This is a genomic window from Peribacillus sp. V2I11 (assembly GCF_030817135.1).
In the GTDB taxonomy this organism is placed as follows: domain Bacteria; phylum Bacillota; class Bacilli; order Bacillales; family DSM-1321; genus Peribacillus; species Peribacillus simplex.
In genome coordinates, this window is record NZ_JAUSYW010000001.1 from 4680216 (window position 1) to 4704648 (window position 24433).

Genomic DNA, 24433 nt, shown 5'->3' on the forward strand with positions numbered 1-24433 from the left:
ACAATGCGAAAGGATTTATCGTTTCTATGATGCCATCATTGTTTTTATCACATGGAACACCGCTATTAGCTTTGGAAAAGAATAGCTACACTTCTTTTTTGAAGGATTATATGCAAACTATGAAGAAACCTGCTGCGATCGTTATATTGTCAGCACATTGGGAAAGTGAAGACCAAATGATTTCTGCAGTAAAGAAGCATGAAGTCATCTATGATTTTGCAGGGTATCCTGAAGAAATATTTCAAATAACTTATCCTGCTGCGGGATGCCTTGAGATGTCCGATCGAATTTTAACCTTATTGTCCAAGATAGGTGTATTGGGGGAACTTGATGAAAGGCGCCCCCTGGATCATGGATCATGGGGGCTTTTGCATATCATGTATCCCGAAGCTGACATCCCGACCGTATCTATGTCCATTAGTCCTGCCCTGCCGTTGGACAAGCAGTATGAAATCGGGAAAACATTGAGGGAATTAAAGGAATGTAATGTCCTGATCATAGGGAGCGGTGGAATTGTCCATAATTTCACCCAAATTCAGGAGGATATGCATGTTGCAGAAGGATGGGCAATCGAGTTTGAGAACTGGATCGAAGAGAAAATCATGAAATGGGATTTGCAATCCTTGTTTAATTATGAAAAAATCGCCCCTTATAGTATAGAGGCTGTGCCTTCCAAAGAGCATTTCATTCCATTGGTCATCGCAATGGGGACAGGGGATGACAAAAAAAAAGCAGCTCTCCTGCACAGGAGCTTTCAATATGGCAATCTGAGTTTAACAGCTTGGAAGTTTGATTGAGCTGAAAGGGTTTTCAAACTAGTTAAATTTACCTGAAAAATAATCATTATACAAAAATACAAAAATCTTTTTTTAGCGAAAAAAAGGCTTAAATGAGCAAAAAAGTCAATTAAAAGCGTATTTTGACGAATTAAACAGAAATATAGTTTAAAAAAGGTTGCATAAAGTGTTTTAACCTTTGGATATTTCGACAAAAACATGTTAATATAACATCTGAAAACGTTTTATCCTTTAAAAATTTTATTATTCAATGACCAAAGTTATTTATTATATATCTTATATATATCATATATTTGGGGAAAATTAGAAGAAAGAAATTTGGGGATGGATAAAACGGAATGAAAAAAATTATGAGAAAAATTTGGGGGTTTACAAAATGACCATCAATGATGCTAAGGCATACGACCAATGGAAAGCTTTTTCAGGTCCAAACCTTGGATATGTCATGGAGCAATACGATCTATATCTAGCCAATCCGGAAGAAGTAGATCCGGAACTGAAAAACTTTTTTGAAGTATCAGGTCCTCCTTCATTCGATGTATCGGTAGAAACAACGATTGGAAGTGCACCTACTGTACAAACTGGAGAAGTTCTTCCAATGAAGAAAATTATGTCTGCAGTAAAGCTAGCTGAAAATATCCGTGCATACGGACATCTTGCTGCAAATATTTATCCTTTAAAAGAAGAAGCTCTAGACACTGAACAAATTCACTTTGAAAAATATGGCTTGACTGCAGATGATTTAAGGAAAATACCGGCTGACTTTATTTGTCCTGAATCACCTGAAGACGTGAAAGACGGATACGAAGCCGTACAATACCTAAAACAACTCTATACAAAAACGATAGCCTTTGAATTTCACCATGTTAATGACTTGGAAGAAAAGCAATGGCTTACTGATATGGTCGAATCCGGAAACATGTTCCCGGAAGCGGCAAAAGAGAAAAAAGAACTATTACTTAAACGATTGAATGAAGTAGAAGGTTTCGAGAAATTCCTTCATCGCACATATGTAGGGCAAAAACGTTTCTCTATTGAAGGACTGGATACATTGGTTCCGATTTTAGATGAAATGATTTCACAAACTGTTCAAAACGGTACGGGGAATGTGAATATTGCCATGGCACACCGAGGACGTTTGAATGTGCTTGCACATGTATTAGGAAAGCCTTATGAGGTCATTTTCTCTGAATTCCAACACTCACCGAATAAAGATTTGGTTCCTTCCGAAGGTTCAACAGGCATTAACAATGGATGGACTGGTGACGTAAAATACCATTTAGGTCTGGATAAACAGATTACTAAAGCTAATATACAGAAAGCAAGGATAACACTTGCCAATAACCCAAGTCACTTGGAAGTAGTCGGTCCAATCGTGGAAGGGTATTCTCGTGCGGCTCAAGAAGACCGTTCAGAAAAAGGATTCCCGGTTCAAGACATTTCCAAATCTCTTGCAATCCTGATTCATGGTGATGCAGCATTCCCAGGTGAAGGAATTGTACCTGAAACGTTTAACTTAAGCCGTTTACGCGGTTATCAAGTTGGCGGCGCTATCCATATCATCGCCAATAACATGATCGGTTTTACAACGGAAAGCGAAGATTCACGTTCAACCTTATATGCTAGTGATTTGGCAAAAGGCTTTGAAGTGCCGATCGTGCATGTGAATGCAGATGACCCAGAAGCATGTATGGCTGCTGTGAACCTTGCTAACCTATATCGTGAAAAATACAACAAGGATTTCTTGATCGACCTGATCGGTTACAGACGTTTCGGCCATAACGAAATGGATGAGCCATTGGTGACTCAACCTGAAATGTATGCATTAATTCATAAGCACCCAACCGTTAAAGAGCTTTATGGAAAAAAACTCATTCAATCTGGAGAGTTCACTGAAGCTGAAGTTAAAGCGATTGCTGAGCAAGTGGATACAAGGCTTGCAGATGCATATGCGAAAATTTCCGGAAATAAACCGGAAGCTTCTAAAGAGTGTAATCCTCCTGGGATTATTGAAAAAGGACTTCCAGCCATTGAAACGGCAGTTCCCAAACAAGAACTTGTTACAATTAACGAAGAACTTGTTAAGTGGCCGGAAGGGTTTACTCCTAATAAAAAATTAGGAAAGATTTTATCACGTCGCTTGGATTCCTTTGGTGCTGACGGAAAAATTGATTGGGCTCATGCTGAGACATTGGCATTTGCATCCATAATAAGTGACGGCACTCCAATCCGTTTGACAGGACAAGATTCAGAGCGTGGAACATTCGCACAACGTAATATCATGTTACATGACAGTGTTAATGGAAAAACATATTCACCACTTCACACACTTGAAACTGCCAAAGCATCATTCGCTGTTCATAACAGCCCGCTTACTGAAACGGCAGTTCTGGCTTATGAATATGGTTATAATGTATTTGCACCTGAGACACTTGTATTATGGGAAGGCCAATTCGGTGACTTCGCTAATACAGCACAAGTGATCTTTGACCAATTCATCGCGGCAGGCCGTGCAAAATGGGGTCAAAAATCAGGTCTTGTCATGCTGCTTCCACACGGTTATGAAGGACAAGGACCAGAGCATTCAAGTGCACGCCTTGAACGTTTCCTTCAATTAGCGGCTGAAAACAACTGGACAGTTGCCAACTTAAGTTCGGCAGCTCAATACTTCCATATCCTTAGAAGACAAGCTAAGATTTTGGATCAAGAGCAAGTACGTCCGCTTGTCATCATGACACCGAAGAGTATGCTTCGTAATCAAGTGATGGCTTCTACAGCAGAAGAATTCAGTGAAGGCTCTTTTGAATCATTCGTAGAAACTAAAGCTTTGGGCAAAAAACCTAAATCGGTTGAACGCATTGTTTTTGCTTCAGGTAAATTGGCGGTTGAACTTCGTGAAAAAGCGGCAACTGAAAAAAATACGGATTGGTTGCAAATTATCAGTATCGAAGAAATTTATCCATTCCCATTCACTGGAGTTCAAGAAGCTCTGAAAAAATATACAAATCTTAAAGAAATCTTCTGGGCTCAAGAAGAACCTAAAAACATGGGTGCTTGGACATTTGTTGAACCTCGACTAAATGCAGCGGCTCCTGGCAATCTTTCAGTAACATATATAGGAAGGAAGCGCAGATCAAGCCCGGCTGAGGGAGATCCACTTGTCCATAAAAATGAACAACAACGGATTATGACTCAAGCAATTACACGCAATAATGAGGGGGAGAAATAAAATGGCTGAAGTAAAAGTACCTGAATTAGCAGAATCAATTTCTGAAGGATCTATTGCGCAATGGTTAAAACAACCTGGTGATCACGTTGAAAAAGGAGAATATGTCCTTGAACTTGAAACGGATAAAGTGAACGTAGAAATCATTTCAGATTATACGGGTACACTTTCGGAACATTTAGCAGAAGAAGGCGATACTGTCCAAGTTGGACAGGCTATCGCCATCGTTGATGAAAATGGATCAGCAGCAGCAGCTCCAAAAGCGGAAGCTCCTAAGGTTGAAGAAGCTAAAGCAGAACCGGCTAAGGCTGAACCAGCGGCTCCTGCTAAAGAGGCTCCTAAAGCAGAAGCGAAAGAAGCATCATCCACTCAACAAGTTATTGCTTCACCAGCTGCAAGGAAGTTGGCTCGTGAAAAAGGAATTGACTTGACTCAAGTGCCTGTAGCCGATCCGCTAGGTCGTGTACGTGTACAAGACGTAGAAGCAGCAAATAATGCACCTGCAGCACCTGTGGCAGCTCCAAAACAAGCTCCTGCAGCTAAAAAAGCAGCCGCTCCTGTTGAAGTGAATGATGACCGCATTGAAGTGGTTAAGATGACACGCCGTCGTCAAACCATTGCCAAACGTCTAGTTCAAGTACAATCCGAAGCAGCCATGCTTACTACTTTTAACGAAGTCGATCTTTCTGCAGTCATGGAATTGCGTAACCGCCATAAGGATTCTTTCGTGAAAACAAATGATGTTAAACTTGGTTTCATGTCATTCTTCACTAAAGCGGTCATTGGCGCATTGAAAAAATATCCGTTATTGAATGCTGAAATCCAAGGCGACCATATCCTGAAAAAGAACTTTTATGATATCGGTGTAGCTGTATCCACTGATGAAGGTCTTGTAGTTCCGGTAGTAAGGGATGCTGACCGCAAAAGCTTTGCTGAAATCGAGAAGAACATTTCGGATTTAGCTGTTAAAGCGCGTAACAACAAACTGGGACTTTCAGATTTATCAGGTGGTACTTTTACCATCACAAACGGAGGGACTTTCGGTTCCCTATTATCTACACCAATCTTGAATGCCCCTCAAGTTGGGATCTTGGGCATGCATACAATCAAGACTCGTCCAATTGCTGTTGGAGATCAAATCGAAAACAGACCAATGATGTATCTTGCATTATCTTATGATCACCGTATCGTAGACGGAAAAGAAGCTGTTGGTTTCTTAGTGGCTATCAAAGATATGCTGGAAGATCCAGAACAACTTTTACTTCAAGGCTAATAAAATAATACGAACCCCCCTGTCATCATGACATGGGGGTTTTTTGTATGGAGAACTGAAAGAATATTTTCATAGAATCTAATTAAGATGAATGTTTTTGGAGGTATTTTTGAATGAATTTGAGTATTTCTAAACGTTTGTGATTGATTATTTCTTCGTTTTCATATATGATGATGATATTAAAGTGAGGTGGGCGAATTGTTGACAACTGAAAGGCACCAGTTCATCTTATCGATCCTTAAAGAACAAGGAACGGTAAAGCTGCAGGAGCTTGTAGATCAGTTACAAGCCTCGGAGTCGACCATTCGGAGAGATTTAGTGCAACTCGAAGAAATGAAGCTCTTGAAACGCGTGCATGGCGGGGCGTCTTTACTTCAAAGAAAAGGCCTTGAACCGACAACTATGGAAAAGCAAAACAAAGCAAGAGCTGAAAAACAACTTATAGCAAAGCTTGCGGCTTCATTCATAGAGAAAAATGATTGTATATATCTTGATGCAGGCACGACAACTGCGGAAATGATTCCTTATTTAAAGGATAAAAATATAACGGTGCTGACAAATGGTCTTATGCATATTCCAAAACTTATCGAATTGGAAATCAAAACAGTGTTAGTGGGCGGAACGATAAAATTCTCGACAAATGCGGTTATAGGAAGTAATGCTGTACAGTTTTTGAATGAATACTGTTTTGATAAATGTTTCTTGGGGATGAACGGCATTCATCAAGATCTGGGTTTCACAACACCCGACCCGGAAGAAGCTCTACTGAAGAAGATGGCATTACGCCTCTCTAATGAAACTTACGTTCTTGCAGACAGTTCCAAACTAAATGAAGCTACTTTCGCTAAGGTGGCAGATGTAAGCGATGCCATTATCCTTACTGACAGCAATGATGAAGAGGCTGTTGCTCAACTCCATAAAAATCCAAAGATAAAGGTCGTGACCATTTAATGATTTATACAGTGACACTCAACCCATCCATCGATTATCTGGTCGAGGTGGAGAGTTTTCAAATGGGCAAGGTGAATCGAACCAGTTATGATGCAAAATTCCCTGGAGGGAAAGGGATCAATGTTTCCCGAGTGCTTAAAAGGCTGGGAAATAGTACGACAGCTTTAGGGTTCATCGGTGGACAAACAGGTGAATTTGTAAAAAGGTTTTTAAGACAGGAAGAGATTATTACGGACTTTACAGAGATAGCTGGAGATACAAGAATAAACATTAAATTGAAAACAGGGCTGGAGACCGAAATAAATAGCCAAGGACCAGTCATTTCAAAAGGGAATTATCAACAATTATTTAGTCAGATTGAACAGTTGAATAATAATGATATCCTGATTTTGTCAGGAAGTATCCCTTCAAGCGTTCCTTCGGATGTATACGAAGCCATGGCAAGGTCTTGTTTCCATAACGGCATTAAAGTGGTGGTGGATACGAGTGGTAAGGGATTAATGAATGTCCTTCCACACCAGCCATTTTTGATAAAGCCTAATCACCATGAACTGGGTGAGCTTTTTTCTACCGAAATCAGAACGGTTGATGATGCTAGAGAATATGGCGCTAAATTGGTAGAAGCAGGAGCACAAAACGTTATTGTTTCAATGGCGGGACAGGGGGCCGTGCTTTGCACCGGTGGAGAGTCATATTCCGCAAATGTTCCGAAAGGGAACGTCATCAACTCAGTAGGTGCCGGTGATTCCATGGTTGCAGGTTTCATCGGGACATATGAAAGGACAGGGGATATTTTATCCGCTTTTCGCTTCAGTCTTGCCGCAGGAAGTGCTACAGCCTTTTCATCCGATCTCGGTACACTGGATAAAATTGAAGAGTTATTACCGCAAATTGCCATCAATCAACTAACAGGAGGCTAACTCTATGAAAATTACAGACTTGTTAAAATTGGATACAATCATAATAGATTTACAAAGTGTTACAAAGCAAGCAGTCATTGATGAACTATCAGGAAAGTTAGCCGAGGCAGACAGGTTAAACGATGTGGAGAGTTTCAAAGCTGCCATCTTAAAACGTGAAGAGCAAAGCACAACAGGGATTGGTGAAGGGATAGCCATACCGCACGCAAAAACAAATGCTGTAAGGATACCTGCCATCTGCTTCGGCAAATCGGTCAGTGGTGTGGATTATGAATCGCTTGATGGGCAGCCAGCTCATTTGTTCTTTATGATTGCAGCAAGTGAAGGAGCTAATGCAGATCACTTGGAAACCCTTTCCCGGCTTTCTTCGTTACTGATGGATGATAAATTCAGAGCCCGTTTGATTTCTGCTTCTTCTGGTGAGGAAGTGTTGGAGATAATCAATCAAAAAGAAATGGAGGCTTATGAAGAAGTAAGAGAAGAGGAGCAAACAAGTAATGCTGCCAGTGCCAGTGCCAGTGGTAACAGTAAAGGTAAAATCCTTGCCGTTACAGCTTGTCCAACAGGAATCGCCCATACTTATATGGCTGCTGATGCGTTAAAGGCCAAAGCGAAGGAAATGGGTATCGATTTCAAAGTGGAAACAAATGGTTCCACAGGAATCAAAAATGGTTTAACCGCCGCAGAAATTGATGAGGCGGATGCGATTATCGTTGCAGCTGATAAGCAGGTGGAAATGGATCGTTTTAATGGAAAACATGTCATTATTGTCCCTGTTGCCCATGGGATCCGAAAGACCGAGGAGCTGTTAACAAGAGCCTTGAATCAGGATGCCCCTGTTTACAATGGAACAGGAAATGATAAAAGGGATGAAGGTGATTCAGCAAAAGGAGGATTGGGGATTTACAAGCACTTAATGAATGGCGTAAGTAATATGCTTCCATTTGTTGTCGGGGGCGGTATCTTGATTGCGCTTTCTTTCTTTTTCGGAATCGAGGCAGCCGATCCGGCCAATCCTGATTATAATCCCATTGCCAAAGCATTAAGTGATATTGGCGGGGGAAATGGTGCCTTCTTCTTGCTTGTCCCTGTACTTGCAGGATTCATTGCTTCAAGTATAGCCGACCGTCCAGGTTTTGCCCCTGGTATGGTGGGGGGATTATTGGCAGCACAGGCTAATGCCGGTTTTCTTGGCGGACTGATCGCCGGTTTCCTTGCAGGTTATGTCGTCTTACTTTTAAGAAAATTGTTTTCCAGGTTACCACAAACACTCGATGGGATTAAACCGGTATTACTCTATCCTGTATTCGGGATGTTAATTACAGGGTTTATCATGATATTTATCGTAAATGAACCAGTAACCGCAATTAACACGGGCCTGACCGATTGGCTGCAGGGCTTATCCGGCACGAACGCAATATTCCTTGGCTTGATTCTTGGGGGTATGATGGCTGTGGATATGGGCGGCCCCTTAAATAAAGCCGCATTCACTTTTGGGATTGCAGCCATTGAGGCATCAAGTTTCGGACCGCATGCTGCAGTAATGGCTGGCGGAATGGTTCCTCCTCTAGGTATCGCATTTGCAACTACATTCTTTAAAAGTAAATTCAGTGAAATGGAAAGGAAATCCGGATTCACTAATTACTTCATGGGTGCTTCGTTCATTACAGAGGGAGCCATTCCTTTTGCGGCGGCGGATCCATTGCGCGTTATCGTCAGCAGTGTTGTTGGGGCAGCGACGGCAGGAGCCTTGTCAATGGCTTTTAGTGTAACTTTGCCAGCGCCACATGGGGGAATATTTGTCATCCCCCTAGTCAACCATCCTTTCCGCTATTTGCTGGCGATTTTAATAGGATCCCTCATTACCGCTTTAATATTGGGATTCTGGAAAAAGAAACAAAAATAATTCACCTAAAAGCGGGTCCGATAAATGGACCCGCTTTTTATTATATCCATTTCAAAATTTAGATCCGATTGCCGAAGGAATCGGAGATCGGATAAATATATGCGGTTCGCACCGGGCAGCCTCTCGTCTTCTGTAAAAGAAATATGCTTAGTAATTAAATGTTGTTTAAAGTCATTAAGATTTTCATCTTCAGGTGCTGGATGGGCTTTTCTCGCGGGAATGAAATTATCCTCCGTTCCGACATGAATTTTGATCGATCCCGATTGGAACCATAACCCGCCATTGGACCTTTAAAGATGGAGGCTTATTCACTTCCTGGAATTTAATATCTCAGTTCCTTGTTGGTCCTCAGTATTTTTGGGAGATGCTAATTGGTAATGGTCGATTGACTTAAAAATGAAGTTCATCTTGCCACCCCTCCTAAATTTCCTTATATTTCCAATTTTAAAATAAAAAGATCAATAAGAACTGGTTATTTTTTAAAATGAAATCGATAAGATTTTCTTGTATTTTTAATCTTGAATTGTTTATGAAAGCATGAATGTAATGTTTATGGGTAAAGAAGTATTAAAATGAACAAAAGGAGTGAACGTACATGCTGAAGAAAAACACCTTAAAAACGACGAAAAGGGATGATATGATTGATGTTACGGCAGAAGTACAGGCATTCATCAAGGAAAATGGGATTCAAGAGGGGATAGCTCTTATATATTGTACACATACGACAGGAGGAATAACGATTAATGAAAATGCTGATCCCGATGTCAAAAAGGATATGCTAAGAAGACTTGATGAGCAATACCCATGGAATCATACATTGGATTTACATATGGAGGGAAATACGGCAGCCCATTTGAAATCAAGTACGGTTGGTTCTTCACAACAGGTGATCATCCATAAAGGAAGCTTATTCCTTGGTACTTGGCAGGGTATATATTTTTGTGAATTCGATGGTCCCAGAGAAAGGCAATATTTTATTAAATTAAGTGTCGACCGGTAAAGTGTACGGTACGGCAAGGATGAAGTGGGAGGAAGCGGATTGGACGATGTTTGGATTGAAGGAAGCAAAGTAATATTGAGGAATGTTAAACAAGCCGATTTAAAACGTTTATGGAGCCTGAAATATGGAGAAGCCGATCCAGAATGGAAAAAGTGGGATGCACCTTATCATCCTCTTGAACTCAATGATTTCCATACGTATATCGATAAAGAAACGAAGCATAGAACCTATGATGAGAAAATGGGGGTTTACTCTGAACTAATAATGGAAAAAAATGATCAAATAATAGGCTCTGTTGTATATTACTGGGAGCATGAACCTTCACGTTGGCTTGAAATCGGAATTACGATTTTTGAGCCCAAGTATTGGAATGGCGGTTATGGAACAGAAGCGTTAATGTTGTTCATAGGCTATTTATTCGAAAAAATGGAGATTGAGCGGGTTGGGCTGACGACATGGTCAGGTAATGAACGTATGATGGCTGTTGGGGAAAAGCTAGGCATGCAAGTAGAGGGAAGAATGAGAAAATGCCGTTATTATGATGGTCATTATTATGATTCAATCAGAATGGGAATGCTACGGGAAGAATGGGAAACATTAAAATTACGAAGTTAATTGGCAAGTGAAAATTTTTCCTTTATTTCCTTGGAAAAAATTTAGCACTGTTTTCTCCTATATGGTCTGTTATCCTAGGAAGATGCTTAACGAGGAGGTTACAAGATGAAATTATCAGTATTAATAACCGTGATAATGACTCTAAGTGTCATCGTACTTGGGATAGCTTTTCCTAAGGGAACGACCAGTATAGCTTCTGATGGAGCAACCAAACATGTCATTAAACAAGGTGAATCGATATGGGATATTGCGAAGCAGTACGGTGTCCCGATCAAAAAGTTAAAAGAAGTCAATAATAATGTAAATAATGTTGCCGAACCTGGTAAAACATTGATTATTCCACATGTAATGAAAGAAAAAGATAAAGAATTATTAGCAAGGCTTGTGCATGCAGAAGCCAAAGGGGAGCCCTACAGAGGAAAGGTCGAAGTGGCAGGAGTAGTTTTGAATCGCCTTGATAGCAATGAATTCCCTGATACGGTGCGGGAAGTGATCTATCAAAAAAACCAATTCTCTCCCGTTGGTGATGGCAGTATTAACAAAGCAGCCGGAAAAGATGCCAAGAGAGCTGTCAATGAAGCATTGGCGATTCATGGCTACACAAATGATGCCTTGTATTTTTGGAATCCCAGTATTTCGGACAGCGAATGGATGAAACAATTAGAAGTCATAAAAATCATCGGTGGCCATCATTTTGCCATATAAATTACATCTCAAGAACCGGCTTACCAAATGGGAGGCCGGTTTTTTTACTTATGAAACCATCCGTTAATCGATATCGGCCCACATCTCGCGGGGGTTCAGTTCATAAATGTTGTTTTCATGGTACATGATGCTTCCGATAATGAGTTCATGCCTAATCGTTGCATAATCATCATGGAATGACTTGATGAATTCATTCAGTTCTTTTTTTGGATATTTACGTCCCTTTTCCAAAAGGCTGGCAATATGATGAAGAACGATCATTTTCTTTTTTCTCTGTGCTGGTATGGTTTTTAGTCGACCATCAGGTGTAAAGAAATTTTCAAGGATTTTTTTATGCTCTAAAATCAGCTTTTGATTATCCATTTTATTGGAGTCCCCCTCAGTTGAAACCATTTTAGGTAAGGCTGAAGAATAATGCTGCCGGATATCTTCATTCAAAAAGTCAATACACCGTATTTTTTCCCCTCCGATCCTCCACTAAATTGATGTCCTTCAATTTCGTTAAATGGTGTGAATGGTCGGGGCCGTCCATTTTAATATTACCGCAAGTGCCTGTCCGTGTTTTGGACCGTTTGCCAGGATGGATATAATCCTAATCCTGGTCACATCACCAATCGTTTTGTGGAAAGCGACCAATTTTTCTAATTGCACTTTTATCCCCCTTATAATTAGATTGTCATCTAATTAGATGATTATCTAATTAGGGAGGTTAATCAAGTTAATATTCACATTTCTATATTGCTTGGAAGAACTGATGTATACTTTATGTGAATACTAAAAATTAATCAGGAATTAAGGAGCTGTAACATGGCTAATACACATGTTTATACAAAAAAAGAAGAAGTGGTCAATGCGATAACCCACGGTGTCGGCGTTTTGTTGAGTATTGCCGCACTTGTGTTTTTAATCATATTCTCAGCCCAAACAGGATCGCCATGGCATATAGTCATTTCAGTCATTTATGGTGTTTCCATGCTTCTTTTATACGTCTCTTCCACTTTAGTGCATAGTTTTCCAGAGGGAAAAACAAAGGATATATTTGAAATCTTCGATCATTCAGCCATATATATATTCATTGCAGGAACATACACGCCCATCATGCTTCTTGTGATCCAAGGATCAATAGGCTGGACACTGCTAGGTATAATTTGGGTAGTTGCTATCATTGGCGTAGTCTTCAAAGCTTTCTATGTGAAAAAATTCCTCTTCCTTTCGACGATTCTCTATATTGCAATGGGGTGGATGATCGTTATCGTTTGGGGACCACTTACAGCAACGATGCCTTCAGCTGGTATCCAGTTACTGATTGCAGGGGGATTGCTTTATACGTTTGGAGCCATCTTTTATGTTTGGCGAGGTTTTCCGTTCCATCACGCGGTTTGGCATGTATTCGTGCTGGGGGGATCTGTCACACACTTTTTTGCAGTATTGTTTTACATCCTTCCACTATGATCACCTGGTCGATTTGATGAATCGGAGAGATTCTTTTGGTTTTGAATGACCCCTATTAGGAAATAAATAAGAAATATAGACTAACGGAGGAAAAACTAATGAGAAGATCAATCAAAATATTATCAGTGCCGTTTGCCGCTATGCTTGTTTTGGCTGGATGCGGCGAAGAAAACGATGAAGTGAAAAACCCGCCGGTTCAGGAAAATGAAAATCAAGCGGAAAATAATCCTGAAACAGGAACGGATAATGATGAAAAACTGCCTTTCACTTATAAGGATTTTCAATTAGAAGTGGATTATGCAGGCAATGATAACGAATACGAAGCTGAATATGATACCATGGGGGCTCAAACAGAGGCTTCGATCGAGGACAAACTTAACAAACATGAAGTTCACGGTGATGAAGCAATGAAAGAATTGACCCCGATCCTAGAAAAATTGACTTTCACCAAAGATTCAACAGAGGAGGAAGTCATTCAAGAAGTGACAAAAGCTTTTGATTTGAAGGATGACTATCAAGAATTTGATTTAGAGGTTGTTTTCGATGATGGTACGAAAAAAGAATATAAAGTGAATAATAAGTAACTAAATCCGGTACTATATTCATCCTTAAGAAATAAAATGGTAACATGTTCATGTGTGTCCTCAATAGTTGTCAAATTACTGTTCCTATAGTAAAATGATTACGGTTAGCAAAGGGGATCATATACATTTGCTATTCATATTCGGACTTATGGGGATAGGACCGCAATAAATACTTGCAAAAAAGATTCTTTTTTAAGAGTCTTTTTTTTGTGTAAGTGTCCGGGAAATTTGTAATTATGAGGAAAAAGTGAATAAATGAAGTAGAGGGTACCACAAGCGGTACCCTCTACTTCATTTACCCATCATTGGGAAAGTGGTGCATTTTTCTTTGGCAGCATATTAGCCGATGCTAATCTTGAACGGATTGTAATGCCAAGCCAAGATGCTAGGAATGCCTTTAAAACGCCTACGATTATAAATGGGGCAAACCCGCTGGCAAATGCCACTGGCCATGATAATGAACTCATATATTTTAACCAAACCGTACCGATGACCAAAGTAAGTATCATCCCGATTATATTTGCAAGGAAAGCCATTGCAACTGAGAAACGCGTTTTTTCCAATATCAGACCTGTTATATATGCTGTCGGGATATAGGATAATAAATAACCGCCAGTCGGACCGAATATCTTAGCTAGTCCTCCAGACATTTCAGCGAATACTGGTACTCCCGCTGCTCCTATGAACAAGTATAATAAAACGGAGGAGGTTCCATAGCGTGAACCTAGTATCGTTGCTGCCAGTCCAACAGCTAGTGTCTGTCCGGTAATCGGTACTAAGGGCAGTGGAATTGTAATTTGGGCAAATATTCCTATAAGTGCTGCAAATAAAGCTGTAACCATCATCATTCTTAACTTCTCATGACGTTCCTTCATTGTGGTTCCTCCTAATGTAAACCTAGTTATATAACGAGTTAACATATAATGAATTTTAATATGTTAACTAAACACTGTCAATGATATTATGAATCTTATTTCAATAATGGTTTTATAGATGACAAGCTTTGTAAAAAAACAAGGATCAATTCAAAACGAGGGTTACTAATTCGTGGCCGAATTGCTAATCTCACTTGAATAATGGGGCTACTTAAATAGGACAAGGACCCTCTCAATCATCAGTGGACATGCATGCTATACAAAGTAGTCTTTGATGAAAGGAGGGAACCAGATGAGTGGTTATTATGACAAGGATGATAATAAAAAAATGTAAAAAAAGGCAGCTGAGCTTTTGATTTTTCTCCAAGAACAGCAACAAGAGCAGGCTCAAGCACAAGCTCAAGCTCAGTCAGTGACTGATACTGACACAGTAAATAACAAGGTTAAAAATAATGCTATCCAATCAGTTAATGTCAATGTCGATCTTGATATTCCGTTTGTCATTATCTTCCTCATTTTTAGTGAAGGTAACGGCAACGGCAATAAATCTTTTAGTGAAGATAGTATTGCCAAGGCTATGGCGATGGTTAAAAATCTAAAAAAACTGGAAGGAGGGGAGTTTGCCCCTCCTTCCAGTTTTCATTTTAATCAATTATTTATTACTGTTTTTGCTTTTGGTTTTTAAGAAGCTGTTAGAGTACCCGAAGAATCTTGTTTTGTTTGCCTTTAAGGTCTAGGACCTGCTTCGTGGTGAACTTAAGTAGGTCCCCGACACGTAGGCCGGTCTCGCAGCCTACAACAAACAGGATGTAATCACGCTCCGAACAATGGCGCTTTAACGCCCATTTCATATCTTCTAACGGCTGCTGTTTAGGATCGGCTGCACATCTTTTGGTTGCGTCAACTTCATCGGCCTTTCCCTATTTAAACCCTTATGTACCAACGATTTGAATGTGCGATTTTTTCTCTTTTATTAGTATAAAGAGAAAAAAAGAAAAAAGTCAATGAAATCAAGGGTTTGAATGTACGATAATAACATTTGTAGTGCATCAAAAAGTCGCATAGATCATTGAATTTTAAGGTTATACGGTCATTTAATTAACACTTATTTAAAAGTGAAGCACGGATTAGTCGGAGGACTTAGATCCTGTGGGGCAGCATGACCGACATCCACCTCATGGAAAGGTTGAACGAAGGAATGTAGGAGCATCGACTCTGTGAGACATGGGGAGGGTTGACCTCCATGAGACATGTGGATATCCTAAAGTGCGATCATAACAGTGCTTAAACTAATTTTTTCCTATTATTGGCTAGTTTAGCATACACTTTTTTCGATAAATCCCTATCCTAGAGGAGTAATGCCGAGCTTACATAGATAACGGTTAATGATATGACTATGAAATCCTAAGAATTCTATAGCAATCGTGAGATTGTGTTGTTTTCTTCTTCAACTAAATGGACAGGATAATTATATAAAGTTTTAAAAACCAAAAAAGGGGTAAAATATGCTTTTTCATATTATTGTAGGTTTTATACTTCCTTGGATCCTAGGGATTTATTTGTTTAGAAATCAGACAAGGCTTTTTATTACTTTTTTTCCGATTGGTGTGGCTGTAGCCACTTTAATAAATGATATTGGATTTAACTATTTTTGGGAGATGGATAAAAATTTTAAAGATTTATCATTACCCTCAATTCCCTATAATCTAGGTCTTTATCCAATACTGTGCTGTTTATTTATTTGTAGTATTCATTATAAAAAAATGTCTACTCTAATTACTTTTTTAGTCTTTTCCTTAGTTACAAGCTTTTTTGAAAGTTTAATTGTATTATTAGGTAAATTAGAATACCGGAATGAATGGAATATATATTGGTCGGCGGTCAGTTATCTGATGGTATATTTAATAATTTATGGTTATTATAAATTAGTCCGTAAATTTATTTTATTTAAATAAAGGGTCCTTTAATTCTACAGAAAAGCATTATCATACTTTAGAAAAAAATACCCTTGTTCAGCTAAATCTGGCTAACCTAATATTACGAACGGGTGCGTTAGCCGAGGATCGGAGCTGTCTTTAAGGAAGTTTTCTATGAAAACACAATAGTAAAAGTCCATGCTAAAATAAACCCTCCATATTCGCTTTTTTTTGATGGGGGTAAATGTACTATGCCGTTATTTAACTGGTTATGCAGTTTTTTGTTCAGATGGAGCGATTGTATAGCCCTTCTTTTTTAGGTATTCGATCATTTTTAATTCTTTGTTATTTTGTTTTTCTTCAAGGTAATTTGAGCCTAGTTCATGATAAGGTTCTCCTGTTTTTAAGATGTTGTAAGTAATCGTTAATAGTAAATGGGCAGAAGCAATTCGTCCCTTCATTTTTCCTTGCCGTTTGGTAATCCTTTTTCGATGTGAAGCCATTCGATTATTTTGCCTTGATGTCGCTAATACACATTCTACGGCCATCGTTTTTAAAGCTTTATTTCCTTGTGTGGTTTTACTCGTTTTTTTTATCAGCACTTTCGTAATTTCCAGGACTCACACCAGCCCAAGAGGCAAGATGTTTAGCTGACTTAAATACGGACATATCAACACCCATCTCCGCAATAAAAGTGGCTGCCACAGCTTTGTTCACACCAGGTATACCATCCAATAATTCTACTTCCTTACGATAAGGGGACAGGAGTTGATCGATTTGTTTTTCCAATTCTTCTATGGTTTGTTCTAAATAAACCATATGCTCCCAATGGTAACGCAACCTATCACGATGATGACGGCGAATACGGCCATTAATTGCATTGGCAATGTCAGTAATACTTGCTTTTGTTCGCCCATCCACCATTTTTCGAAGACCATCGGTCTCTATTTTTTCACCGTTTAGAATCGCTTCTAGGATACGGCGTCCCGATACACCAAAAATGTCTGATAGAACGGATGTTAGCTGGATATTAGCATCTTGAAGAATTTTGTGAATGCGATTCTGTTCTGAGGTGCTGTGATGAATCAATTTTTTTCGATATCGAGTAAGATCCCGTAAATCACGAATATCATCTGGTGGGACAAAATTGCTTTCAATAAGTCCGCATCTTAGAAGCTTGGCAAGCCATTCGGCATCTTTCACATCAGTCTTACGCCCTGGAACATTTTTGACATGTCTGGCATTGGCCAGCACAAGGTGAAAAGAACCTTCAAGTATATTCCATATTGGTTTCCAGTAAACTCCGGTACTCTCCATCACAACATCGGATACCTGAAGGGTAGCGAGCCAATCACTTAAAGCCAAGAGTCCCGTTGTTGTAGTCGAAAACGTTTTAATAGAGGTTTTTGGCTTTTTATCTAATGGACCAAATAATACACAGGCTACTACTGTTTCTTGGTGTACATCTAGGCCAGCACACCGTTCAATCATTGCTTCCATAGGAGAATCACCTCAAAAAAAGATTAACCATACATATGACAGGAGTTTCGTTGCAAAAATTTTTGTATACGTACTAGCAGTACACTAAATGGTTCTTCCATACTGTCACAACCAGTTTCTTATACAGGGTATCTTCCTTAAGATCCACCAAAAAAGGTTCAGCCTGGTTGTATTGTTATCACCATTATTGTAAACGGTTTAATGGGTTAGACTTTATTTTGGGGTAATGAGCAGGGTTTCGTGGTAGATGGTGGGCGGCGAGGATCGCCGCCATAGAAGTTTCTTATGGAACTATCGGGGCAGAATAGTTTAACAAGACAGCTATTGAAACTTATATAAAATATAAACGTCAAATCAAAAAAGGGGGATTTGTATGAGAAATAAGCATTTACTTTCGATTGCAGTATTATTTGTTTTATTCACTTCTTTTTTTCCAAGTAAGGCACTTGCAACTTCTTGGGCTTTTCAATTTGTAGTATGGCAAGGATATATTTATGTAGTTAGCAATGAGTATGTAACCGAAATTGATAGCGAGATTGGTCAAGTCACTAAATACTCAGATATGGAATCTTATTCTGGTAATTTCTCCAATACCTTTAAAAAAGGTACTAAGTATTATTCAATCAAAGGGATTAGTACAGATGAAGCAATACTATTGAAGAATTTGATGGTCGATATATAAAGGCATATAGAGAAGGGGAATATGAAGTAAGAAGTGCTTTTGATGGATTTTTCTGTAGCTGATGAAGGAGCTACTCTAGATTAGGCACCAATCAAGCTAACTTATTTCTGGAATTGGGTGGAAACCACAGAATTTGGTGAAGAGACTTTTTAAAATTATGTTTTTCCTGTATCTATTACATTATTATTCCTCCACAAAGCACTTCTTTTATAGTAATAAAGTGGATTTTACCACCAATCACTATTTAAAAAGGAACAAAATATTAATTTCTGAGTAAGATAATTTAGAAAGGTTGGACTAGGTGGACAAACAGCAATAGCTTTAACTAGTTTTATTTGCAAATATCAAAAGGCCAATAAATATTTAACTTACCTCCTCTTATTCCCCAATATAAAGAATTATTTTCCTGCTATATTACACCTCTGAACTTGAAAGTTATTATCATTCATCAGTAGGTTCATCATTATAAATATAAGGAGATGTAATTAAGTGAATCCTTTTTTATTAACAAATGTTGTATTTAATGATACCCCATTTCAGTTTTACACACATAAAGATGATTTTATCATTGGTGGATGTTTAAGACAAGGAATCGTTTTTCAGGAAAAAGAATTAAAATTTCTGAAATCTCTTGTTATGCCTGGAAGTAAAGTCCTTGATGCAGGTGCCAATATAGGTGTCATGTCAATTCCTCTGGCAAAATTGGAACCATCAGCCACTATATATTGTTTTGAACCTGATCCATTAAATTTTGCACTCCTCAATCTCAATATTGTAATAAATGGAATAACAAATATTCATGCTTTTAATTATGCTTTGGGTAAAGAACATAAATTTGTAACTTTCTATAAAAATAGCACAAATTATGGGGATCATCGTACTTCGATACCATTATATGGCGATGTAGATTCGGGTTATTTTAATTCTTTGCCAATTCATGTTCAAATGGTAAATATCGTTGACTTTTTGAAACAATGTTTAGGAGATCAAGCACCTAATTATTTCGATGTACTAAAAATAGATACACAAGGGGCAGATATTGATATTCTTGATTCCTGTATTCCATTGATTAATGGACATTCAACAGTCTTAATGGAATATTGTCCGTATCTCTTATTAAGAAATGGAACGACAAAAGAACAAATAAGCAGAATACTAGATTATTTTACAACTATTGGGATTTCCAATCTAAATCAGCAAGGAGAAGTTACATTTGAAGATAAAGGAAAAATTATGGCTGATTTTGATATCCTCTCGCCAAAGATAGATTTCTATGATATTTCACTTCAAGGTAAGAAATGAGTTGAACAAAAGCTTACTAGATTTTTTTATTTAAATAAATAATGCTTATTGCCTGTATGAATAAGTTGCTTCATTGGATTTATGCTTTATTAAAGAGAAAAGAAACGTTCCCAGATTTAGCCTAATTAACGTTTTTGTGTAACAGAGAAAAATCCTTCCAAAAGGGTTTTGGAGGATTATTTGGCATGGCCAAAAATAGTATATCATAAGGGAAATGAAAATTTTAGAGAAAGATATTGACATCCTATTAGCTGGTTTAGTTGAAGATCAGAGCTGTTTTTAAGGCAGCTTTTTACGGATGCTTTACCTCAATAAGGGAGTTGCTGCGGAAACTCTTTTTAATGGAACTAAAGGGGCAGCATTCCTGTTAGAAGGATGTTCGAGGTCTTGAAAGAAAAAGAGCCATAGTACATTTCCGGTTTATAGGCAGAGGCATTACGAGTAATCCCTAATAGGACATGGGCGGTTTTCCACATAGTTTCGATGATGGATTTCATTTTCTTAATCTTCTTCACTTTAACATTGTTCGAGTGTAGGGCTTTAACTCAGGGTTATTCATTATCAGACTCATGATCTTCCACGTTTGGAAAGAACAATTTGGCTTTTCCATTTCCCAGAGCTTGCCTCGGCGAGGTGTAATCCTGCATGACGAAGGTGCGCATTCCCGTGAGCGAACCCACTCACCAGAGGCGTACCCCAATTGCTTATGGATTGGAAAAAGAATCTTAATACAAGAGGTATCCCATATAGTTGGGTATGAAGAAATTACAAAAGTTATAAACGAACTCCTTTTAAAGAAGAAATAATACCATGTTATTGAAGTAAAGGGCAGGTTAGTCTAATAAAGGGTCCAAGCGTTATAATTAAGGATTCAGCCTTATTCTGCTTTTGTTATTCCCAAAAATTAAGTAAAAAGAATCGCTACTCGGATATTCACTAAAAGGCATAATATTAAAGAAAATTATAATTGTTTTATAAATGGCACAATCATATAATTGTGAGAAAAAGGATGCGTATCATGCCGATTAATTCTTTTGAAAACTATCCGATGAGCTGGAAGCCATCGATTGATAAAACTGAAAAGCCTATTTATCAAGCACTGGCACGGCAATTGGAACAGAATATATTAAACGGAGTTTTATTACCTGGAACAAAACTTCCTCCACAGAGAGAACTGGCTGATTATTTGGATTTGAATCTAAGTACCATTTCAAAAGCTTTTAAAGTTTGTGAGTTAAAGGGCTTGCTAAGTGCATCTGTTGGAAGCGGCACATTTGTATCGTATGACGCGTTATCGAATGCGTATTTACTTGAAGATACAAAGCCGAAGCATTTAATTGAAATGGGGGCAACACTACCAGATAATGCTTCTTACGAGCCACTGCTACTCCAACTAAAAAGTATGCTGCAAGAGACAGATTATGAAAAGTGGTTTGGTTATGGTCGGGCAGGCGAAAGCCTTTGGCAAAAGGATGCAGCTATAAAGCTAATCCGGAGAGGTGGGTTTGAAACAACCGTTGATCACATTTTATTTGCAAATGGGGGTCAAAATGCGATTGCTGCTACATTGGCAAGTCTTTGTAAGCCTGGAGATCGCATTGGTGTTGACCATCATACATACCCTGGCTTAAAAACTGTTGCAGCAATGCTTAGTGTGCAAATAGTACCAATAAAATCAGAGAACTATGAAATGAGTCCAACGTCCTTTGAATATGCGTGTAAAAATGATAATATTAAGGGCATTTACTTGATCCCAGATTATCATAATCCGACAGCTTCCTTTATGTCTGTTGAGAATCGAAAAATGATTGCAGCAATTGCCAAAAAGAATAAACAGTTCGTTATTGAAGATGCATCGTACCATCTTCTCAACAAAAAACCTCTTCCAGCAGTCGCATCATTTGCCCCAGAACAGGTCATCTATATTGCAAGTTTATCTAAATCATTAGCACCAGGGTTACGACTAGCCTATGTTGCAGTGCCGAGTCAATTTAAGGAGCCAATTTCAAAGGCACTTTATAATTTAAATATAACAGTTTCCCCGCTATTAGCAGAACTTACAGCACGTACGATTGTCTCGAATCAATTTGAAGTCTTAATTGAGGGTCATCTGGAACAAACCATTCGCAGAAACCAAATCGTAAATCGATATTTTGCAGACTATACATGTTTAGGTGTTGAAACAGGCATCTTTCGCTGGTTGCTATTACCAGGTAAGATTACAGGTGCTGAGTTTGAAACGTTAGCTGCACAACAGGGAGTACAAGTGTATGCGGCTGAACGTTTCGTAGTTGGAAATAGTTGTCCAGAAAGGGCTGTAAGGGTTTCTGTATGTGCACCAAAAACGCTCGAAGAGCTTGAGCAAGGATTGATTATCCTTAAACGTTTGCTAAACGATCTTAGCTAATATTGTTTGCCATACAATTATAATATTGTATGGTTTTTTTGTGCGTGTTATGATGATTCAAATCTAGTTGGAGGTTAATAAGAAACAGAATTGGGTTTCTAGAAAGGTAGGTTAGATAATGTTACAGAAAGAAAGTGTAAAAGCGTTAGACGTCCAAACAGCTTCGTTACAAAGCTACATTCGTTCTTCAGAAAAACAAAAATCGTTATACAAGCGTACATTATTTGTTGTAAGTATTTCACAAATTTTTGGTGGTGCAGGGTTAGCCGCAGGAGTAACTGTGGGGGCACTACTTGCACAGCAAATGCTCGGTACAGATGCGTTTGCTGGACTTCCTTCAGCTATACTTACTTTAGGGTCAGCAGGAGCAGCTTTATTTGTTGGGAGACTTTCTCAACGTTATGGGCGTCGTACAGGTCTGACAGCGGGTTTTATCATCGGTGGACTTGGAGCAATAGGAGTCATAATTGCAGCAATAATAAATAGTGTTTACCTTTTATTTCCTTCCTTGCTTGTTTATGGTGCAGGGACAGCAACAAATTTACAAGCTCGTTATGCAGGTACGGACTTAGCGAATAGTAAACAGCGAGCCACTGCTATTAGTATTACTATGGTTTTTACAACATTTGGTGCAGTTGCAGGTCCAAATTTAGTCAATGTGATGGGGAATTTCGCTCTTTCTATTGGTGTTCCATCTCTTGCTGGTCCTTTTATTTTAGCAGCAGCAGCATATATCTTAGCAGGTGTTGTCCTTTTCATAATGCTTCGTCCAGATCCATTAGTTATAGCAAGAATGATAGAAGCGACCAACCAAGAACCTAGTGATAAAGGACATTTGGCAACAGCTGAACATACAGAAAACAAAAGGGGCATAATCGTTGGTGCAACGATTATGGTTCTTACTCAAATTGTAATGGTGGCTATTATGACAATGACACCAGTTCATATGAGACATCATGGACATAGCTTGGGTGCAGTAGGTCTTGTTATTGGTTTTCATATAGGTGCCATGTATCTCCCTTCACTGGTTACAGGTTTCCTTGTTGATAAGTTGGGGCGTACTGCGATGGCTATTGCTTCAGGAACTACGTTGCTTCTGGCAGGTTTAATATCAGCATTTGCACCAGGAGATTCTATGGTTCTTCTAGTAATTGCTCTTTCTTTACTTGGATTAGGATGGAATTTTGGTTTGATAAGTGGGACTGCACTTATTGTTGATTCAACTAAAACTTCCACAAGGGCTAAAACTCAAGGTACAGTGGATGTTTTGATTGCGTTGTCAGGGGCTGCTGGGGGAGCATTGTCTGGAATGATTGTGGCAGGTTCAAGTTATCTAACATTATCATTTACTGGAGGAATTTTATCTTTATTACTAGTTCCAGTGGTGATATGGTCTCGTGGAGGCAAAAAATAAGTAAGATTGTTTTACGAAAACAGTATTTTTTGGGGAAATATTTGTGGAACTAAATGGGGGCGATTGTTCAATATGAGCAGTCGCTTTTTTACTAACTGGGCAGGTAAAACACAGTAAGACATCAATAACTGGTAAGGAACATAGAAATAAAAAAAGAGTTTGAAAATTATTAGGGGTGGGGACATTAAATTGATAAAAGTTGCCTCTGGTTTAGATGAATTGCAGCCACGATTATCTCTGAAATTGGTGAAATCGATCGGTTTAATCATCCGAAAAAACTGATTGCCTTCGCTGGAGTGGATCCAAGTGTTCACTCATCGGGTAAGTTTACGGCAACCATTAATCGTATGACCAAAAGGGGTTCGAGCAGACTGCGTCATTCTCTGTATCTTGCCGTACTATGCGGCATAAGGAGTTCAAGGAACAAAAAGCTAATTTAGGCTAAATCTAGGAACGTTTCTTTTCTCTTTAATAAAGCATAAATCCAATGAAGCAACTTATTCATACAGGCAACGATTGACACTTTGGCAGGTTTTCCATCTGATTTTTTCTTATCATAGAATGTTTTTACCTCTTCCTTGCGACCATGAGTTTGGTGATGAATAACCCCGAGTTTAAAGCCCTACACTCGAATAATGTTAAAGTGAAGAAGATAAAGAAAATGAAATCCAATATGAACCTTTGTGGAAAACTTGCCCGTGTCCTAGTGGGGATTGCTCGTAATGGCTCTGCCTATAAACCGGAAATGGTCTTCCCTCTTGAACAACTAGTAGCGTAAATTTACATTTACATTGTTATTTAACGAAAGTTGGCTTATTCATAGGATTTCAAAGAAAGCACGAAGTACTGGATGTAATGAACAAAAGGGCAATGACCCGTTCCGTTAGCAAAACCGGCCTCCACCCCTT

Annotated in this window: 20 protein-coding genes and 6 pseudogenes; 19 read left to right on the forward strand and 7 right to left on the reverse strand. The window is 38.8% G+C overall.

Annotated features, from left to right (window positions below):
- Window positions 1-26: 26 nt before the first annotated feature.
- The 9 genes from QFZ73_RS22905 (at window position 27) to QFZ73_RS22945 (ending at window position 11393) form a co-directional block, all read left to right on the forward strand.
- The gene (locus tag QFZ73_RS22905; protein WP_307271066.1) at window positions 27-797 is read left to right on the forward strand and encodes a dioxygenase family protein; all 771 of its coding nucleotides are present in this window, start codon (window positions 27-29) and stop codon (window positions 795-797) included.
- A gap of 376 nt (window positions 798-1173) precedes the next feature.
- Window positions 1174-4026, forward strand: a complete 2853-nt coding sequence (locus QFZ73_RS22910) for a 2-oxoglutarate dehydrogenase E1 component (protein ID WP_307271069.1) — start codon at window positions 1174-1176, stop codon at window positions 4024-4026.
- A 1-nt stretch (window position 4027) separates the two neighbouring features.
- On the forward strand, window positions 4028-5296 hold the full coding sequence (odhB, locus tag QFZ73_RS22915) for a 2-oxoglutarate dehydrogenase complex dihydrolipoyllysine-residue succinyltransferase (protein WP_307271072.1): 1269 nt from the start codon (window positions 4028-4030) through the stop codon (window positions 5294-5296).
- A 198-nt stretch (window positions 5297-5494) separates the two neighbouring features.
- Window positions 5495-6247 carry a DeoR/GlpR family DNA-binding transcription regulator gene (locus QFZ73_RS22920; RefSeq protein WP_251428614.1) on the forward strand — a complete coding sequence of 251 codons (753 nt, stop codon included), beginning with the start codon at window positions 5495-5497 and terminating at the stop codon, window positions 6245-6247.
- Window positions 6247-7167 (forward strand): 1-phosphofructokinase, encoded by a 921-nt coding sequence (gene pfkB, locus QFZ73_RS22925; RefSeq protein ID WP_251428617.1) that lies wholly within the window; start codon window positions 6247-6249, stop codon window positions 7165-7167. Before QFZ73_RS22920 ends, pfkB begins: the two co-directional genes overlap by 1 nt.
- Before the next feature lie 4 nt (window positions 7168-7171).
- Window positions 7172-9073 (forward strand): PTS fructose transporter subunit IIABC, encoded by a 1902-nt coding sequence (locus QFZ73_RS22930; protein ID WP_307271076.1) that lies wholly within the window; start codon window positions 7172-7174, stop codon window positions 9071-9073.
- Window positions 9074-9668: 595 nt separating this feature from the next.
- The gene (locus QFZ73_RS22935) at window positions 9669-10073 is read left to right on the forward strand and encodes a secondary thiamine-phosphate synthase enzyme YjbQ (protein WP_307271079.1); all 405 of its coding nucleotides are present in this window, start codon (window positions 9669-9671) and stop codon (window positions 10071-10073) included.
- A 39-nt stretch (window positions 10074-10112) separates the two neighbouring features.
- Window positions 10113-10688 carry a GNAT family N-acetyltransferase gene (locus tag QFZ73_RS22940; RefSeq protein WP_307271082.1) on the forward strand — a complete coding sequence of 192 codons (576 nt, stop codon included), beginning with the start codon at window positions 10113-10115 and terminating at the stop codon, window positions 10686-10688.
- A gap of 105 nt (window positions 10689-10793) precedes the next feature.
- Window positions 10794-11393, forward strand: a complete 600-nt coding sequence (locus QFZ73_RS22945) for a cell wall hydrolase (protein WP_307271085.1) — start codon at window positions 10794-10796, stop codon at window positions 11391-11393.
- Between the two features lie 63 nt (window positions 11394-11456).
- On the opposite strand, the pseudogene QFZ73_RS22950 reads toward QFZ73_RS22945, so the two are convergent.
- Window positions 11457-12044, reverse strand: a pseudogene (locus QFZ73_RS22950) (DUF2087 domain-containing protein).
- 156 nt (window positions 12045-12200) lie between these two features.
- Here QFZ73_RS22950 and trhA point away from each other — a divergent pair.
- Window positions 12201-12845 (forward strand): PAQR family membrane homeostasis protein TrhA, encoded by a 645-nt coding sequence (gene trhA / locus QFZ73_RS22955; protein ID WP_307271088.1) that lies wholly within the window; start codon window positions 12201-12203, stop codon window positions 12843-12845.
- 98 nt (window positions 12846-12943) lie between these two features.
- Window positions 12944-13429: a YusW family protein gene (locus tag QFZ73_RS22960; protein WP_251428634.1), complete on the forward strand. Its 486-nt coding sequence runs from the start codon at window positions 12944-12946 to the stop codon at window positions 13427-13429.
- Window positions 13430-13731: 302 nt separating this feature from the next.
- Here the strand turns inward: QFZ73_RS22960 and QFZ73_RS22965 are convergent, their stop codons facing one another.
- Window positions 13732-14304 carry a biotin transporter BioY gene (locus QFZ73_RS22965; RefSeq protein ID WP_251428637.1) on the reverse strand — a complete coding sequence of 191 codons (573 nt, stop codon included), beginning with the start codon at window positions 14302-14304 and terminating at the stop codon, window positions 13732-13734.
- Between the two features lie 352 nt (window positions 14305-14656).
- On the opposite strand from QFZ73_RS22965, the gene QFZ73_RS22970 reads away from it, so the two are divergent.
- Entirely contained in the window at window positions 14657-14989 is a 333-nt protein-coding gene (locus QFZ73_RS22970; RefSeq protein WP_307271096.1) for a hypothetical protein, read from the forward strand.
- A gap of 13 nt (window positions 14990-15002) precedes the next feature.
- Here the strand turns inward: QFZ73_RS22970 and QFZ73_RS22975 are convergent.
- Window positions 15003-15214 (reverse strand): annotated as a pseudogene (locus tag QFZ73_RS22975) (site-specific integrase); the annotation flags it as partial.
- A gap of 595 nt (window positions 15215-15809) precedes the next feature.
- On the opposite strand from QFZ73_RS22975, the gene QFZ73_RS22980 reads away from it, so the two are divergent.
- Complete coding sequence (locus tag QFZ73_RS22980; RefSeq protein ID WP_307271099.1) at window positions 15810-16259, forward strand: CBO0543 family protein; 450 nt, start codon at window positions 15810-15812, stop codon at window positions 16257-16259.
- 230 nt (window positions 16260-16489) lie between these two features.
- Here QFZ73_RS22980 and QFZ73_RS22985 read toward each other — a convergent pair whose 3' ends face one another.
- Both QFZ73_RS22985 and QFZ73_RS22990 read right to left on the reverse strand, forming a co-directional pair.
- Window positions 16490-16822: a hypothetical protein gene (locus QFZ73_RS22985; protein ID WP_307271101.1), complete on the reverse strand. Its 333-nt coding sequence runs from the start codon at window positions 16820-16822 to the stop codon at window positions 16490-16492.
- Entirely contained in the window at window positions 16800-17720 is a 921-nt protein-coding gene (locus QFZ73_RS22990; protein ID WP_307271105.1) for an IS110 family RNA-guided transposase, read from the reverse strand. Before QFZ73_RS22990 ends, QFZ73_RS22985 begins: the two co-directional genes overlap by 23 nt.
- A 373-nt stretch (window positions 17721-18093) precedes the next feature.
- Here QFZ73_RS22990 and QFZ73_RS22995 point away from each other — a divergent pair, with 373 nt between their 5' ends.
- Both QFZ73_RS22995 and QFZ73_RS23000 read left to right on the forward strand, forming a co-directional pair.
- Window positions 18094-18402 carry a hypothetical protein gene (locus QFZ73_RS22995; RefSeq protein WP_307271108.1) on the forward strand — a complete coding sequence of 103 codons (309 nt, stop codon included), beginning with the start codon at window positions 18094-18096 and terminating at the stop codon, window positions 18400-18402.
- 489 nt (window positions 18403-18891) lie between these two features.
- Window positions 18892-19704 (forward strand): FkbM family methyltransferase, encoded by an 813-nt coding sequence (locus QFZ73_RS23000; protein WP_307271112.1) that lies wholly within the window; start codon window positions 18892-18894, stop codon window positions 19702-19704.
- A 347-nt stretch (window positions 19705-20051) separates the two neighbouring features.
- On the opposite strand, the pseudogene QFZ73_RS23005 reads toward QFZ73_RS23000, so the two are convergent.
- Window positions 20052-20388: pseudogene (locus tag QFZ73_RS23005) on the reverse strand (hypothetical protein); the annotation flags it as partial.
- A gap of 334 nt (window positions 20389-20722) precedes the next feature.
- Between QFZ73_RS23005 and QFZ73_RS23010 the strand changes: the two are divergent.
- The 3 genes and pseudogenes from QFZ73_RS23010 to QFZ73_RS23020 all read left to right on the forward strand — a co-directional run.
- A complete protein-coding gene (locus QFZ73_RS23010) occupies window positions 20723-22111 on the forward strand; it encodes an aminotransferase-like domain-containing protein (RefSeq protein ID WP_251428659.1) in 1389 nt (462 codons plus the stop codon).
- A 115-nt stretch (window positions 22112-22226) separates the two neighbouring features.
- Window positions 22227-23525 carry an MFS transporter gene (locus tag QFZ73_RS23015; RefSeq protein WP_251429105.1) on the forward strand — a complete coding sequence of 433 codons (1299 nt, stop codon included), beginning with the start codon at window positions 22227-22229 and terminating at the stop codon, window positions 23523-23525.
- Between the two features lie 218 nt (window positions 23526-23743).
- Window positions 23744-23956: pseudogene (locus QFZ73_RS23020) on the forward strand (IS110 family transposase); the annotation flags it as partial.
- A gap of 5 nt (window positions 23957-23961) precedes the next feature.
- Here the strand turns inward: QFZ73_RS23020 and QFZ73_RS23025 are convergent.
- Window positions 23962-24108: pseudogene (locus QFZ73_RS23025) on the reverse strand (IS110 family transposase); the annotation flags it as partial.
- On the opposite strand from QFZ73_RS23025, the pseudogene QFZ73_RS23030 reads away from it, so the two are divergent.
- Window positions 24094-24303, forward strand: a pseudogene (locus QFZ73_RS23030) (IS110 family RNA-guided transposase); the annotation flags it as partial. The pseudogenes QFZ73_RS23025 and QFZ73_RS23030 overlap by 15 nt on opposite strands.
- Window positions 24304-24433 lie beyond the last annotated feature (130 nt).